Here is a 15,908-nt window from a genome sequence, read left to right as displayed (position 1 = left end):
GATAAGCCTTTTCAAGGCTACATATCGACAATGTCTACCAAAGTCTTTCTATATCTACAAACCTACCGTGCCTAAATCCCCGTTTATATCTACATCTTTAAAATCCTACATTTGCAATCCGTCATTATATAAATGGCACGCCACCTGATGCCCAGGCTCAACCTCCCGGAACACCGGCTCCTGCTGCTTGCAAATTTCCATACAAGCAGGGCAGCGGTTATGGAACCGGCAGCCGGTTGGCGGGTCTACGGGACTTGGCAGATCCCCTTTTAAAATGATGCGTTCCCGCTTCTGGTTCGGGTCCGGCACCGGCACCGAGGAGAGCAGCGCCTGAGTATACGGATGCAGCGGGCGGTCATAAAGAGTGTCTTTGTCCGCCGTCTCCACGAGCGTGCCCAGATACATCACACCGATTCGGTCGCTGATATGCTCCACCACACTAAGATCATGAGAAATGAACAGGTACGTCAGACCGTATTCCTCCTGAAGATCCTGCATCAGGTTGAGCACCTGGGATTGGATGGAGACATCCAGCGCCGATACCGGCTCATCCGCCACAATCAGGCTGGGACGTACGGACAAGGCACGCGCAATGCCGATCCGCTGACGCTGCCCGCCGCTGAACTCATGAGCGTAGCGTTCGGCATGAATGCTGCTGAGTCCAACGGTCTCCAGCAGCTCCCGAGCCAGCTTATCCCGCTCCTTGGCGCTCAGCTTCGTATGAATAATCAGCGGTTCGGCCACCAGCTCTTTCACCTTCATCCGGGGATTGAGCGAAGCGTAGGGGTCCTGGAAGACCATCTGCATCTCCCTGCGCAGCGGCCGCATCTGATTGTCGCTCAGCTCGCTGATGTTATGCCCGTTGAACCAGACCTCCCCGCCGCTCGGCTTCAGCAGCCGGTTGACCAGGCGGCCTGTTGTGGACTTGCCGCAGCCGCTCTCGCCAACGAGGCTGAATGTCTCCCCCTTGCGGATCGCGAACGAGATCCCGTCCACCGCGCGCAAATACTTGGACGCGCCGAACCAGCCTTTTTTCACGGCAAAAGATTTCCGTAAGCCTCTAACCTCAACCAGCGGTGTATCTGCCATCGTCCTCTCCCCCTTCCGCCTTGTCCGTTTGTGTCAGCCAGCAGCGGCTGGTTCTCTCCGTCTGTCCGGCAACTGGAAGCAGCTCCGGCTCTCGCTCCAGGCATTGCTGCATCACATGTGCGCAGCGGGGTGCGAACTTGCAGCCGGGAGGCATAGCGCTAAGATCCGGCACATTGCCCTGGATCGATGCCAGACGGCGGACCTTCTGCCGCAGCTTCGGTACAGACTGAATCAGTCCTCTGGTGTACGGATGCTGAGGGTTCTCGAACAAGTCCTTCACACTCGCCTCTTCTACGACCCGGCCTGCATACATGACAACCACCCGGTCGCACATCTCGGCAACCACGCCCAGATCATGCGTAATCAGCAGCATACCCATGTCCTGCTCTTCCTTCAGCCGCTTCATCAAATCAAGAATTTGCGCCTGAATCGTCACATCGAGCGCCGTCGTCGGCTCATCGGCAATGAGCAGCTTCGGACCGCAGGACATCGCCATCGCAATCATCACGCGCTGCCTCATTCCTCCAGACAGCTGGTGCGGATACTCATCCACCACGTCCTCCGCCCGTGGAATCCCCACCTGCTTCAGCATGTGGATGGCATGCTCCCGCGCGCGCTTGCGGCTGTATCCCAGATGCAGCATGATCGGCTCTTCCAGCTGCCGCCCAATGCGCAGCACCGGATTCAAGGAAGTCATCGGCTCCTGGAAGATCATCGCCAGCTCGTTACCGCGGAATTTCCGCATTTCTTTTTCCTGAATCCGAGTCAGATCGGTACCCTCGAACCGGACAGCCCCACCGGCAATCCGTCCCGGAGTATCCTTAAGCAGGCGCATGATCGACAGGGAGGTGACACTTTTGCCGCAGCCGCTCTCGCCAACGAGCCCCAGTACTTCGCCTTTATTGATATGAAAATTAATGCCGGACACGGCCTTTACGCTTCCGCCGTCCCGCCGGAATTCCGTTGTCAAATCCTCCACTTCAAGCAATCTGGACGCCATGGCCCTGTCCCCCTTTAATTTTTCGTCTTGGGATCGAGCGCATCACGCAGTCCGTCCCCAACCAGATTAAAAGCAAGCACAGCCAAGAAAATCGCGATTCCCGGAAAATACACAATGTGCGGGGCAATACTCAGGTAATCCCGCCCCATGCTGAGCATCGCGCCCCAGTCCGGCTCAGTTGGCTTGGCGCCCATACCCAGGAAGCTGAGTGAAGAAGCTGCCAGAATCGCGCCGCCGATCTTCATCGTCACATTGACAATCACACTCGGTACGGTCTGCGGAAAAATATGCTTCCAGATCATCCGCGCATCCCTCGCTCCCATCGAGCGGGCCGCCTCCACGAACAAATTCTCCTTGGCCGACAGCGTTACACTTCGGATAATCCGGGCGAAGGACGGCGTGCCGAATACCGCCACCGCAATGACCACGTTGGAAAGGCCCGGGCCTAGAATCGCCACAATCCCAATAGCCAGCAGCAGGTCAGGAAAAGAAAACAGCACATCGCTGCCCCGCATAATCAGCCGGTCCAACCAGCCTCCGTAATAACCGCTGAGCAGCCCGAGCACAGTTCCCGCAACAGCCGCAATCAGAACCGAGCTTAAGCTGACCGCCAGGGTCAGACGCGTGCCGTCGATCAGACGGCTTAGAATATCCCGCCCGTATTCATCGGTCCCCGCCCAGTGCGCGGCTGACGGCCCGGTCATCAGGGCATCGTAATCCGGTTCATTCGGATCATACGGGGTGAGATGAGGCCCGAATATCGCGATAATTGCCAGCAGGATGATGAAGATCCCTGCAACCAGCGCCACCCGCTGCTGGCAGAACTTATGAATGAACTCCCTGACACGTCCCTTGGCCGGTTTCGCGGCAAGCGTAATACCGGCCCCTTGGGAATCGGTGCCCATAATCGTTGTATTGTTGTCCATCCTCTTCCCTCCTAGCTAGACGCATACCTGATTTTTGGATTCAGCACCCCATAAAGCAAATCCACAATCAGGTTGATCAGAATGAACTGGGTGGCGAACAGCAGCAGAAGCGCCTGAATTACGGTGTAATCGCGAAAAGAAATCGAATCCACCAGCAGTCTCCCAAGTCCCGGGATACTGAATACAGTCTCTACCATGACCGAACCGCCCAGCAGGAATCCGAACTGCAGACCTGCCACCGTAACGACCTGGATCAGGGAGTTGCGCAGCGCATGCCGCCCCACAACGATGACTTCCCTCAGACCTTTCGAACGTCCGGTCCGGATGTAATCCTCCCTCATCGTCTCCAGCATGGATGATCTGGAGAACCTGGCAAGCATGGACATGATACCCGCTCCGAGGGTAATGGAAGGAAGGATATAGGATTTCCAGGAATCCACCCCGCCCGTTGGGAACCAGCCAAGCTGTACCGAGAAGATCTGAATGAGCACCAGTCCCAACCAGAAGCCCGGTACCGAGATGCCGGAAATGGCCGTCAGCATTCCTACGTAATCCGGCCACTTGTTACGGTTCACCGCAGATAATGTCCCGATTAAGAGGCCAATGATGAGTGCCCAACCCAAGCTCATGAACGTAAGGATCAGGGTTGGTGTCAGCCGGCTCATGAGCATATCTGAAACCGGGAGCCCTGAGCGCAGCGAAGTCCCCAGATCGCCATGCAGCAGCCGTCCCATATAACTCAGATACTGCTGCCAGAGCGGCAGATCGAGCCCGAGCTGGGCACGGATGCCGTTAATTTCCTCCAGCGTCGCTTCCTTACCCGCGACCAGACGGGCCGGATCACCGGGGATCAGGTGGATGAACATGAAGACCAGTACCGAGACGACAAACATGAGTGGAATGACCCCAAGAAGTCTTTGTAGCGCATATCTTCCCAAGAAATGAGCCCCCTTTAGATTGAACAGGTACATAAGAGGGGCCGGTCTCTTCATGAACAGACAGAAACGGCCCCTTTCTTTTTCATACATAAAAACTGGCTTGCTACCGACAATAGCTACTTGTTAACCGCAGCTTCTTTCCAGCTGATTACTCCTGCTTGCTTTGTACTTCATACTTTACACTTCATACTTCATGCTTCATGCTTCTTGTTTCCTGATTCTTGTTGGGTCTCTTATTTCTCGTTTTGTTGTTACTAGTTTCTTACTTGATTTTTGCATGTTGTTTCGTTTGCTACCTGATCTTTACATCTTATTGCTTGTTTCTCGCTTGCTGTTTCGTTTGCTTCTTGTTTCTTGCCTCTTCCTACTTCAGGAACTGCCGATTCTCCTACTTCACCTCAGCATCACGAACACTGATCGAGCCGTCCGGGAACACTTTCACACCGCTGAGATTGGATCTTTGACCTGAGATAACCTGATCCACGCCCATGAATACCCACGGGGCATCTTCCCAGATGGTCTTTTGGATGTCGGCATAGATCGTCTTGGCTTGGTTCGGATCTGTTGCCTTGTTGGCGTCGGCGATCCACTTATCCACATTCGGGTTCTTATAATAAGCGGTATTCGATCCGGCCGGAGGGAACATTTCGCTGCTGAACAGTCCTCTTGTTGCCCCATCCGCATCCCCGGAAGAAGGTGACCAGCTCACATACCACATTTGGATTTTCGCCTGCTCCGGTGTTGCCGCAGAATTGATCTGCTCTGACAAAGTACCGCCCTCCATCGATTTCACGTCCAGCTTAATACCAACCAACGCGAGCTGCTGCTGGATGAACTGCATACCTTTCATTGTCTCGGAGTCATTCTCACCCCAGATTTCAGCCGTAAAGCCCTCCGGGTAACCGGCCTCAGCCAGCAGGCTCTTCGCCTTCTCCACGTCATAGTCATAACCGCTCTGCTTCGAGTAGTATTGCGTCTTGGAGGACATCGTCGAATCCAGCTTCGCGCCAAGACCAGACTTTACGACCTTGATATAAGCGTCTTTGTTGATCGCATAGTTGATGGCCTGGCGGACCTTCACATTATCAAAAGGCTTCTTCATCGTGTTCAGCGTGACATAACGAACAATCGTGGAATCCACTTTGTCGATCACAATATTGCTGTCCCCTTGAACCTCAGACACCTGCTCCGTCGGCATCGGGTAGATGAAGTCGGCTTCCCCTGTCTTCAGCATCGCAATCCGGGAGCCGTTCTCCGGCACCGGCTTGAACGTAATGCTCTCTACCTTCGGCAGATCCTTCTGCCAGTAGTCCGGGTTCTTCACGACCACAAGGCGGTCGCCCTGCACCCACTCCTTAAATTTGAAAGGGCCTGTGCCGACCGGGTTCTTGCCGATGTTCTCGGCCTGCTCTTTCAGCGCCTTCGGGCTGACAATGAGCGCCATCGCCATTTTGTTCAGGAATGCGTTGTACGGCTCACTGAGTGTAATCACCACCGTCTTCGCGTCCGGCGCTTCCACCTTGGTAACCTTAGCGAAGCTCTTGCGCATCTTCAGGTTGTTCTTCTCGTCACGGATCCGGTCCAGATTAACCTTCACCGCTTCGGCGTTAAAGTCGGTCCCATCATGAAACTTGATGTTCTGCTTGAGTGTGAACGTGTATACCAGACCGTCATCACTAATTTTGTAGGAGTCGGCGAGCACCGGAACGACATTCATGTCCTTGTCGAAACCCATCAGGCCTTCGTACATGGTTCTTGCCGCGGTGATCGAATGGGTATCACTCGTGTTGTGCGGGTCCAGTGTAATAAAGTTGGCATTAATGGCAATGACGATATCCTTCTTGTTCTTGGACACCGTCTGCGCGCTTCCGCTTTGACCGGTGCTTGCGCTTCCTGTGCCGGTATTCGAGCTGCCTGAGCTGCTTGAGCAGCCTGCGGCAACAACCGTAAAGATCAGCAGCAGCATTAGCATGGACCACATTTTTCCTTGAACCTTCATTCGCTTCACTCCTCAAAAATAGTTTTATAGAATCGCTCCAAGTCCGGTATGCCCAAGACACCGATTAGGAGATTATTCTTGCTTAAGATGAAGGCGTAAGCTCGAACACCGCCCGGCGTTCGCCTACTTCTGTCCCACCGTCATTCACAATCGTATTCGGAACAAGTCTATACAATCGCTCGATCGTCTCCTGGTTGCCATACCCGATGCGCTCCAGAATTGAAGCGATGATGCACGGCCACACCTGCTCGGAGCCGTCAGACACCTTGAGGGAAATGCCCAATCTCTCCTGTCTCAGGCCAATGCCGTAGACCCCTTTGGCGCCGCCCTTGGCAGCCAGGTTCGGGTCCTTCAGCAGCTCGGAGCAGACGAACCGGGTATCCGCGATCATGTCAGGGTACTCGTTCATGAGCCGGGCAATCCTTGCTGCGGCTTCCCGTGTCTGCGGGTCCTCAATGAGATCCGGGCAGGCCAACTTCAAGAAGGAGTAGGCAATTTTATGTAGAGGAAGGGCAAAGATCGGCAGACCACAGCCATCTATCCCCTGTGGGATCGAGCCTTCGGGCACCTCCGCGATATATGAGAGCGTATTCAAAATCTCTTTCTGCACCGGGTGTTCCGGCTTATAATAGGTGTGTTCATCCCAGCCCATATGCTTGCTGAGCGCAATGAGTCCTGTGTGCTTGCCTGAGCAGTTATGGAAGATCCGCCGTTTGGCTTCCCGCGCCTGATGCCTCTGGGCCTTGGCATCTTCATTCAGCGGATAGGTCTCACAGCAGTGAAGCCCTTCTTCCTTGACACCGGTCTTGCGAAGCATGGATTCCAGAGCCTCGATGTGGAAGCTCTCCCCCCGGTGGGACGCTGCGAACAGAGCCGCTTCCTGTCCGGTGAGCCCGTACACCTCATCAATTCTCCGCTTCATGGCTGGTATGGCCTGGAACGGCTTAGCGGCCGATCTTAAGAAGGTCATATGCTCCGGGTCACCCGCCGAGTATAAGATCCGTCCTTTCTCGTCTACGATGCTGACCGCCCCGTAATGCACGTTCTCCAATACACCGCCGCGATACTCCTCAACTAATGGTGTGAATCTCATCGTCGTCCCCTCCTTATGTGTCAAGCCCGTTCTTGAACGGTTCAGCTGCTTCCAAGGTACATCAATTTCAAGGTACATCAATTTCAAGGTACATCAATTTCAAGATCCGTCTATTTCAAAATCCATCTATTTCAAGGCGAAAAAACAATTCTGTGAAATCAATCCCGAGCCGATCACCACGCCCTGGTCATGCAGCTCAGACTTAAAGATCCGGAAAGCACCCCGCAGCGGCTCCCATACGTACTTTGAATAACACAGATCAACCACTTCATCGAAAATCTCCGGGAATTTGTCCGCCAGCTCCCCGCTCAGGATAACGCTGTCCGGGTTGTACATGCACACCACATTGTTAATGGTGATCGCCATGTACATCAGTGCGCGTTCAATGAGGTAGGCAGCCCAGCGTTCCCCTGCATGCTTGGCTGCGAACAGCTCCTCGATCGAGCGGATCGGCCGGACCTTGTTCGCCTCCGACAGCAGGGAGTTGATATTGATGTAGGTCTGAAGGCAACCGGCCTTCCCGCAGTCGCACAGCATGCCGTTCGGGTCAATCGTGGTATGGCCGATTTCTCCGGCACTGTTCGTTTTGCCCCGGTAGATCTCTCCCTCTACGATGAACGCGGAGCCGACTCCGTTCCCGAAGCCTAGCAGCACCGTCCGCTGCGAACCGCTTGCGGCCCCCTTCATATGTTCAGCAAGGGCCTTGGTCTTAAGCTCGTTATCCACCGCCACGTCATACCCGGTGATAACCTTAAGCTTCTCCGCAATAGGAACATTCCTCCATCCAAGCTGTACGGAGAAAATAACCTCTCCCGTATCGTTGTCCACGATGCCCGGTAGCCCTACGCCAACCCCAATGATCCGGTCACATTCGATGTCATTCGATTTCGTCAGCCGGACAATCTCGTCCCCCACCCGCTTAAGGGTAACCTCCGCGCTCTCCTCCAGGGACCTCGGATACTGGGCACTCGCAATTACATTGCCCTGCAAATCGACAATCCCGATGTTCACCTGATGGCGGTCCAGCTCGACACCCACAGAGAGCACTGCGGCATCCACCATTTCCAGCAGTGTCGATTTGCGGCCCAATCCCGCAGAGACCTGCTCAGATTCGAGCAGATACCCCTCTTCTGTCAGCTCCCCAACAATCCGGCTTACCGTGGTCGGGCTCATCCCAGTCTGCTTCGCGATGGAAGCCCGGGAGATCGGCTGCTGGTTCTTGATGATTTCAAACACCGTCAGCCGATTCTGGCGTTTCATGAAATCCTGGTCATGTTTTTTCACTATTCATCCTCCATTATTTTCACCAGTGAATTAATTAACGAGGATTTTGACTGATTTTTAATGTTTTTAACGAAATAATCCACTTAAAATATGTCGATTTTTATTTATATTCTCCAGTGATATTTATAATAATAGTCACAGCATTATATTATGTCAATATAAATAACATGATTTACAGATAAAACTTTTAATACTTAAATGTAAGCGGTTTAATATTGTTAAACTTTCGAATTTATGCTTCAACTTGTCTTTATCTATCATAAACCTAACATGTATATAACATAAAAGAACCGTTTTAAGCCTAAGAAAACACCATATAGGTTAGAAACACCTTCAAAAAAGGTACATTGTAATCCAGTGAGTGAATGGGCTAGGAGGGCCAGGTGAGATTTTTTAACGCGGGGAAATAAATAAGGGGCACGCCGATTCTTATCCAGAGAGTTAAGGAGCAAAGAAACACATAGGTAGGCAAACCTTTAAGTCCGTCTATGAAAGCTTAAGGAAATCTTTATCTTTTCCCCACTTAATCTTAAATTTTGTGCTTTATCTTTGAAATACAAGACAAAGAACAGCTCGAAATGAGGGATTGATAGTGAATACCAAAAGAATAAGCAGCAGCCTAGTGATTGCGGCGATGTTTGCCGCTTATATGTATATTGTAGTTAGGATTATTCTGTTTAAGTTCCACAGCATTGACCTGCATTTTATCAAGCAGCAGCTAAAGGCGCATTGGCACAGTCCTGAGATCATTATGGACCAGCTGACGGTCAGAGCGAATCTTGTTCCTTTCCATGAGATTTTCACGTATTTCGAACAGGCTACCCTGCACAGCTGGGTGAATTTTGCCGGGAATATCCTGATCTTCATGCCTTTCGGGATGCTGCTCCCGCTTCTGTTAAGAGGCATGTCGAACCCTTGGTCCAAGGTATTGATGCTGTCCTTCACCTTCAGCCTGGGGCTGGAGACCTCCCAGTTGATCCTGGCGATCGGTACGTTTGACGTAGATGATCTGATTTTGAACACATTTGGGGGCTTGCTGGGGTATGGAGTGTACCGGGCTTGGATGATGACGAGATCGCCGCAGCCTCGTAATCATGGAAAACCTGTTATGTAAAATGAACTTAAGAAGGTTCCCCTTTGGGGCGCTGCGATGCCGAGTGATCTTACGACCACTGTGGTCTCCGAAATGCTTGAACGAGATATCCAAGTATTCCTTACCGCATGTTTAAAATTTTGAGAATGATACGGGCCGCCCTAAGGATCGTTTGATCCGGGGTGGCCCTTTGTCTGTACTAAGGACGCTGCCGAACGAAGATTTCTTCCAGGCGCGTCCCCAATTAAAAACACAAAAAGAAATCGTCTTTTGGTAAATTGGAAGTATGGCCCACCATTTACCAAAGGAGCGGTTCTTTATTAAGGAGCTATATACACATTCAATGCTTTCCATTTTCCATCTACAAGCCTTAGATCTAACGAAACCCACTCTTTAAAGCCCGTATCCTTCGTTTCGTATTGATGTGAGACCCACACATGACCTCCCCAGAAATAATGAAGTCCCAGAGTAAATTTAGAACTATAATTTGCCGGTTCATAATTGCTGGATTTCATCCCGCGTCTCTGATTCCCCCCTCAACATTTGCAAAATTACCTACTAATCTCTATCTCTAGCAATGGCAGCTTTCTCCCTTCAAAGACCGTCGAGGCAATCTCTCCGATCCGCTTCGCTCCCATCCTTAAATAGAAATTCTCCGCATGGGGCTCACTATGGATGGTAAGTTTACGAACACCCAAATCTCTGGCAGCGTTCTGCATGTATCGCCAGAGAGCTTTACCGTATCCTCGTCCGATTTCTTCAGGCTCAACAAATAAGTCCTTAAGCAGCCAGCTACCATCCTCTTGCTCCAGGCCGAAGAAGCCCTTAATCTGACCCTCATCTTCTAAAACAAACACTAGAGAAGTTGCAATATACTCAGACGTAACCGTTAAGTCCTCCCGGCAGGCTTCCATGAACTCGTCACTATAGCCCCAATGGGCTTTAGAACGAAAGGATAGATCGCTTAGAACACCAGCTTCATGCATATTGGCTTTGCGTATGTTCAAATTGAAATGCTCCTTTCCCAAGAAATAACCCTCAGCTTTCTTTATCCATTTCTTTGAGCAGGCCCTGTCTTAGCTCCTCCAGAAATTTCAACTGCAGTTCACACTGATCATACATATTTTCAAAAATTAGCGATACATTTTGCGGAATTTCCGAGTACTTTTCCTTTTCCCGCTGCCCCTCTTTCATCTCATCATAGATACTTTGAATCGCCTGCTGCTGCACGCTCAAGGCATCAAGGATACTTTCTCTTGGTGCTTCATCCATAAAAGTAAGAACGGTATACAGGGCACTCGGAAAAACAACAGATGCTTTTTTAAACGAACTAATAAGCATGCTGTCAAACTCTTCCTTCCCTTTAGACGTAATGGAGTAGATGGCTTTCGAGCGGTTTCCTGTCTGCTCCAAATTTTGCAAAATGACCAATCCGTCTTTTTCCAGTTTTCTTAAAGCATGGTATATGGATGCGGGCTGCACGTAAGCCCATTTATCTGTCTTCGCTGATTGCATTGTCTGCTGAATTTCATACCCGGACATAGGACCGTATTTTAATAAAAGTCCAAGCACCATAACAATTGTCATTCCTCTTCGCTCCACTCCATATGAAGTTATGAAATACTAAAATTATAGTATTCCCTCTCTCAATTAGTATAAGTGAATTTATGCTCTATAACCACTACGCGATATTTATTCTTACATATATTTACTTTCTTCCTCTTTACACTCCGGTTGCCCTGTTTTATAATGCAGACATGAAGAATACTATAATTTTAGTATTAAATGTATAGTAATTAAGTCAGATTATATTTGGAGGTTTGTATGAGTACTATCTTTAGGACCCAACAGAAATCTGCTCTGCTGGTAGTCGGTTTAGCTATTTTCTTGGACATGTTAATTTACGGGCTTGTAGTACCTATCCTTCCTAAGTATGCGGCATCGCTTGGTGTCTCACAGTCAGAAATAGGACTACTATTCGGGAGTTATGCCCTGGTATTGTTTATTGCAACTCCAATTTTCGGGGCATTATCTGACCGGATTGGGCGCCGGGGTCCTATGCTGTGGGGACTGCTTGGGCTTGCGGCGTCCACGCTTATCTTTGCTTTTGCGGAGAATTTCGGGATGCTTATAACTGCAAGAGCTCTGCAGGGGCTGGCCGCTGCGGTTACTTGGACCTCTGGCCTCGCCATTCTTGCCGACCTCTATCCTTCCGAGGAACGTGGAAAAGCTATGGGGCTGGCCCTGTCAGGGCAAGCGGCGGGAATGTTACTAGGGCCAGCGCTAGGCGGATGGCTGTATCAATTAGGTGGCTATAAGCTGCCGTTCTTCCTTGCGGCCGGCCTTGCCATCGTGGATGGGCTGCTTCGTCTCTTTTTGTTACGTGACTTGCCGGAGAGGAAATCCAGTGATTTTGTGTCTCCTTTTGGTATGCTTCGCAACCGAAAAATTATGCTGATCGCAGGGGTCATCATTATTGGCGCGGCTGTGCCCAGCGTCCTGGAGCCTACACTGCCGCTGCATCTGCAGGAGAAATTTAAAGCTGAACCGGGTTACATTGGCATGCTGTTTATCATTCCTACCTTAGCCTACGGTGTAGCCACCCCTTTAATAGGTGCTCTATCTAGCAAAATGGGCAATATAAAAACCCTGCTCATTGGACTTGTTATGGTCTCCATCAGCTTGCCGTTAGCCGCCCTTCCAAACTCAATCTGGATACAAGCGGCGGCCTTGGCCCTGCTGGGAGTTAGTATGGGGATTGTACTTGCCCCCTGCCTTCCTGAGCTTGCCGACATTTCGGAACAAAGCGGGCAGGCTTCTTACGGCACCACCTTTGCCATATATAACACAGCCTACTCCATCGGCATGATGATCGGGCCGATCTCAAGCAGCTTACTTGCGGATTCCTTCGGTCTAAAGCTCTCGTACCTGTGCATAGGCGGTATTGCGCTTCTGTATATGCTGATCCTGCTGCCATTAACCCGAAAAACTGCTGCAGAAACAAACAGGCAATTTAAGCTTTGAGGCATCCATCGGTATGCCGTGTATCTCTAGATTCCTTTATAGTTTCAGAAAAAATACAGCCCGTAAAGGACGTAATGTCGTCCTTACGGGCTGTTTCATTGGAAAGGAATGATCCACATTAAAGGTCAGTGGCTCACACATAATTGTTTCCGATGATAATACATATTATGGTAATATTATTTTCAAGACATGAAACAGGGGATGTTTTGTCATGGGAAATACTATAATGAGTGCCATAATTATAACTATCGTTATTTCTCGTTATTTCTTGAGAAGGTGGATTGTTGGAACGAATGAGAAAGAAGAGCTTCCACGTATAGGCAGGAAAGTAGAAACATGGGGTCTGATTATACTAGCTCTCATAGGTATTACCACTTGTATTGTTCTTCTTGTTGAAGATACACTGAAAGGCAATACTCTAAAATGGTTTTTTATTTTATTTATAACAATAACGGCTGGTTTTCGAACATTTGTAGATTGGAAGTATCTACGAGATTCCAAAGAATATATGGTTTCACTTATTGTACTCATTCTCGGTGTAACTTTAGTTTTCTCTCTTCTCTAGCTGGTGGGCAGCCCAGGGCAATATTTTCTCGTCCATGGCTGCCGAGGTTTTAATAAAGAGGCCTGTTTTAGACTTTTTGATAACCTTGGTATCCAAGTGGGTCCTCACAGCCTTGCCGCCCCAGGCATCTCATAGCCAGTCATTTAGCCTTTCAACTCCTGTCACTCCTTATCCCATACCTGTCTGATCACAGATCGGAACAATTCGTCAAGCTGCTGATCCCGGTCCCCTTCAGCTGTCTCCATCCCGGATGCTGTCTGTTCGAAATAAGCTATTCGCTCCTCCAAGTAGTCGTTAATTGGATTGATCCTCGGCTCATAGTCCATCTCATCCCCTGCTTTCTTCCGCGCCAGCAATTCACCAATGACTCTCCTGAGCTGCGTTCCCTCCACTACTAAATCATCCACGAGACGGTCAAACTCCATCGGCGGCATGGTGCCGTGCTTCTCAATCCACTCGCAGGCCAAAATCGGACGGAGCACGTAGAAGTATTTTTTGATTTTAACCTGGTCGCCTTGAAGATAGTCCCGGTAGTTCCCCTTTGCCATATGCAGATAGTGGTACACACACGACTTTGGGGAAAATGTATATGCAGAAAGACGGCGGATTTGTTCGGCCACCGTATGATTCTCGGTGTACACGATCGGGGACTGAAGCCACTCGAGCAGCGGTGGGTTCGATTTGCGGAACAGCTGTAAGGCTTTCTTCAAATCCCAGCCGTTAATATCCAACATGTCACTAATCGGGCGTTCAATCACGTCCCGTTTCTCAAAAATCGATAAATACCACGAAACCGGCCTAATATAAATAAATCTGACATCGTAGTCGCTGTCCTTGGATGGGAAGCCCCACGCCCGGCTGCCGGACTCGCACGCATACAGGATTCGGACTTGTTCTTCCTGCTCAATCCGTTGTAGCTCTTCTAGGATTTGCTGTTTGATGTCGGTCATGTTGGTAAGCCTCCTTTTGTTCATTCATCAGGAAGAGCGGACCGTGGAAAAGATGTTTTCACGTCCGCCCAAATCCTCACTATTCATCTAAATCCATCCGATTAACCTGCTCCACTAGCGGAGAATACCCTTGTACCGATTGGGCGATATAAGAAAGCACGGTGTCGCTCCAACCATAGATGTAAAAGGTCTGCGGGTCGTGATCCGGTACCATCGCGTGCCGGTAAGGCGCAATATCGATGATGAACGCCTTTACATCCCGGTTGATCTTGGACCGGTATAGTCTTAGCTGCTCATAGAACGGACTGCCGCTGTTCTGCTGCTCATCGGTGATAATAATAATCTGGTCTACCTTCCGCCGTTCCCGGATCAGCTTGCGCACAGGCGCCCCCATATCGGTTCCCCCGCGAGCATGAATTTGCGACGCCTGCGTCAAGATGCTGTCCTTCCGCGAAGGCTTCGCGTCCACCACTTCTGTATCAAACAACCAGAACAGGGAGTTCCCCCGTGTCTTCTTATACATAGCAAGCGCAAATACGGAGCCAATCTCCAAATACTGCCCATTCATCGAGCCGGATATATCCAGGAAAATCGCTGTTTGCTCCCCAAGCTCAGGCAGATTGTTAAACGTCAGCTCAGCAGCTTCGCGAAGCGCATCGCGGAGCTCCGGGTGTTCTACTTGACGGAAAGCCGATGCCAGACGGAACGGCAGGATTTTGGCTTTCTTAAGTGCCTGCTCATCCGTTAGACGGTTCACAATGTAATCCACATTGGCCTGCTTCTCCAGAACTCCAGCCCGCTGGAGCGTATTTAGATGCCGCAGAAGAGCGAATGTTGGCATTTGGTAGAGCAGGGCTTCCCACACCATCTTGGACGGCTTGATCGCCCCGGTCACCGTTTCGTACGGCAGCTTACCGTGCTCAATCCACTTGATTTGCTCCTCTTCGTCAGTGGTTAACTTTAGCTGCTCCAGAGCTTCCACCTGTGGCAGCAGCGCCAGATTCGCCTCTAGTCCCCGCAGATACCGGAATAAAGCCTGCTGCTTCAGATCCTGCGGCTTCGGATGCGCCGTTGCGATGGCATCCCCCAGACTATATCCGCGGCCTCGACCGTTATATTTCATTGCCCAGTATTCAGACACTAGGGATAGAAAGCGGTTGACCTGGCGTTTGACCGCCCGGCCCCCTTCTCCGCGTCCCAGTCCTTTTAGTATGGTCAGGAAATCGGATAAATCCGAAGGAATGCGTACCACCTGCAGGAAAATCTTCGCAAACAGATCCTGACGGTACATAGAGAGAACGGCTAATCCGTACAAAGGCTGCAGCCGCATAAAACCTTCGTTGCGGGCAAACACAATTGCTTTAGCCATAAATTCCGGGCTGCCGGCCGCCATCTCATGGTGCAGCTGCTCTGCTCCCGCAAGCAGTTCATTTTGATCCGCATAGAAGGTGTTGCTCAAGGTGTTGGTCAGCAGAGTCTGCAAATACTGCTCCTCAGCAGACCTTGTGAATGCTGGGTAACGATCTTTATTTAAAGTGTCCGGTCTCAGCGAGCCGAATAATTTCTTAGCCATACTCATAATTAAAGCCTCCTTATCATACTTGGTGAGGAAAAAGCGGGATAGGCTTGCTGCAGGAGTCGAACCTGCCGTAAAGCCCAGGGTGTTGTCATTGGTCGATAAGCTCGAAGTAGCCCATCCCAGCGCCTCACTATATAAAATGGACTTGTATCCGAAATCCCCCGCTGCATATCATTTCAAGGATTTCGGAGATAACAACAGGGGGGCGTAAGAATACTCGGTATCGCAGCGCCCGAGAAGTATGACCTTCATAAGTTCACTTTATATATTTTGAAAAAAAACTGAAGCGAGGAAGTGAGATGAAAAGGTCGTTAGTGCCACCATCAGTACTTAACCCAAATAAGTCGAAGGAACCCTTTCTGGCGCCT

14 protein-coding genes are annotated in these 15,908 nt (G+C 50.5%); 3 read left to right on the top strand and 11 right to left on the bottom strand.

The genetic code is table 11. The annotated features are described in order from the left end of the window. Window positions 1-105: 105 nt before the first annotated feature. The 7 genes from BN6628_RS04225 to BN6628_RS04195 all read right to left on the bottom strand — a co-directional run bounded on the left by BN6628_RS04225 (window position 106) and on the right by BN6628_RS04195 (window position 8,329). Entirely contained in the window at window positions 106-1,089 is a 984-nt protein-coding gene (locus BN6628_RS04225) for an ABC transporter ATP-binding protein (RefSeq protein WP_068614723.1), read from the bottom strand. Next, the gene (locus tag BN6628_RS04220; protein ID WP_068614720.1) at window positions 1,067-2,089 is read right to left on the bottom strand and encodes an ABC transporter ATP-binding protein; all 1,023 of its coding nucleotides are present in this window, start codon (window positions 2,087-2,089) and stop codon (window positions 1,067-1,069) included. The genes BN6628_RS04225 and BN6628_RS04220 overlap by 23 nt, the downstream gene beginning before the upstream one ends. Window positions 2,090-2,103: 14 nt before the next feature. After that, the gene (locus BN6628_RS04215) at window positions 2,104-3,015 is read right to left on the bottom strand and encodes an ABC transporter permease subunit (protein ID WP_068614718.1); all 912 of its coding nucleotides are present in this window, start codon (window positions 3,013-3,015) and stop codon (window positions 2,104-2,106) included. 11 nt (window positions 3,016-3,026) lie between these two features. After that, entirely contained in the window at window positions 3,027-3,953 is a 927-nt protein-coding gene (locus BN6628_RS04210) for an ABC transporter permease subunit (RefSeq protein ID WP_068614717.1), read from the bottom strand. A gap of 388 nt (window positions 3,954-4,341) precedes the next feature. After that, on the bottom strand, window positions 4,342-5,952 hold the full coding sequence (locus BN6628_RS04205) for a glutathione ABC transporter substrate-binding protein (RefSeq protein ID WP_068614714.1): 1,611 nt from the start codon (window positions 5,950-5,952) through the stop codon (window positions 4,342-4,344). Window positions 5,953-6,034: 82 nt separating this feature from the next. After that, window positions 6,035-7,045 (bottom strand): asparaginase, encoded by a 1,011-nt coding sequence (locus BN6628_RS04200; RefSeq protein ID WP_068614711.1) that lies wholly within the window; start codon window positions 7,043-7,045, stop codon window positions 6,035-6,037. A gap of 126 nt (window positions 7,046-7,171) precedes the next feature. Further along, window positions 7,172-8,329 carry an ROK family transcriptional regulator gene (locus BN6628_RS04195; protein WP_068614709.1) on the bottom strand — a complete coding sequence of 386 codons (1,158 nt, stop codon included), beginning with the start codon at window positions 8,327-8,329 and terminating at the stop codon, window positions 7,172-7,174. 592 nt (window positions 8,330-8,921) lie between these two features. Here BN6628_RS04195 and BN6628_RS04190 point away from each other — a divergent pair. After that, a complete protein-coding gene (locus BN6628_RS04190; protein ID WP_082926781.1) occupies window positions 8,922-9,443 on the top strand; it encodes a VanZ family protein in 522 nt (173 codons plus the stop codon). Between the two features lie 530 nt (window positions 9,444-9,973). Here the strand turns inward: BN6628_RS04190 and BN6628_RS04180 are convergent. Together BN6628_RS04180 and BN6628_RS04175 are read right to left on the bottom strand one after the other, a co-directional pair. After that, window positions 9,974-10,429 carry a GNAT family N-acetyltransferase gene (locus BN6628_RS04180; RefSeq protein WP_068614705.1) on the bottom strand — a complete coding sequence of 152 codons (456 nt, stop codon included), beginning with the start codon at window positions 10,427-10,429 and terminating at the stop codon, window positions 9,974-9,976. A 31-nt stretch (window positions 10,430-10,460) separates the two neighbouring features. After that, entirely contained in the window at window positions 10,461-11,009 is a 549-nt protein-coding gene (locus BN6628_RS04175) for a PadR family transcriptional regulator (protein ID WP_068614703.1), read from the bottom strand. Window positions 11,010-11,246: 237 nt separating this feature from the next. Here BN6628_RS04175 and BN6628_RS04170 point away from each other — a divergent pair, with 237 nt between their 5' ends. Together BN6628_RS04170 and BN6628_RS04165 are read left to right on the top strand one after the other, a co-directional pair. Continuing rightward, entirely contained in the window at window positions 11,247-12,446 is a 1,200-nt protein-coding gene (locus BN6628_RS04170; protein ID WP_068614700.1) for an MFS transporter, read from the top strand. A 211-nt stretch (window positions 12,447-12,657) separates the two neighbouring features. Continuing rightward, entirely contained in the window at window positions 12,658-13,011 is a 354-nt protein-coding gene (locus BN6628_RS04165) for a DUF4181 domain-containing protein (RefSeq protein WP_068614698.1), read from the top strand. A 161-nt stretch (window positions 13,012-13,172) separates the two neighbouring features. Here the strand turns inward: BN6628_RS04165 and BN6628_RS04160 are convergent, their stop codons facing one another. Both BN6628_RS04160 and BN6628_RS04155 read right to left on the bottom strand, forming a co-directional pair. Further along, window positions 13,173-13,961, bottom strand: coding sequence for a nucleotidyltransferase domain-containing protein (locus BN6628_RS04160; RefSeq protein WP_068614695.1), 789 nt, complete (start codon window positions 13,959-13,961; stop codon window positions 13,173-13,175). Between the two features lie 79 nt (window positions 13,962-14,040). After that, the gene (locus BN6628_RS04155; RefSeq protein WP_068614693.1) at window positions 14,041-15,540 is read right to left on the bottom strand and encodes a TROVE domain-containing protein; all 1,500 of its coding nucleotides are present in this window, start codon (window positions 15,538-15,540) and stop codon (window positions 14,041-14,043) included. Window positions 15,541-15,908: the final 368 nt, after the last annotated feature.

Origin of the sequence: Paenibacillus tuaregi (genome assembly GCF_900086655.1) — a bacterium.
Classification (GTDB): domain Bacteria; phylum Bacillota; class Bacilli; order Paenibacillales; family Paenibacillaceae; genus Fontibacillus; species Fontibacillus tuaregi.
The sequence above is the reverse complement of the archived record's forward strand: the minus strand, read 5'-3'. Positions and strand labels throughout refer to the sequence as shown.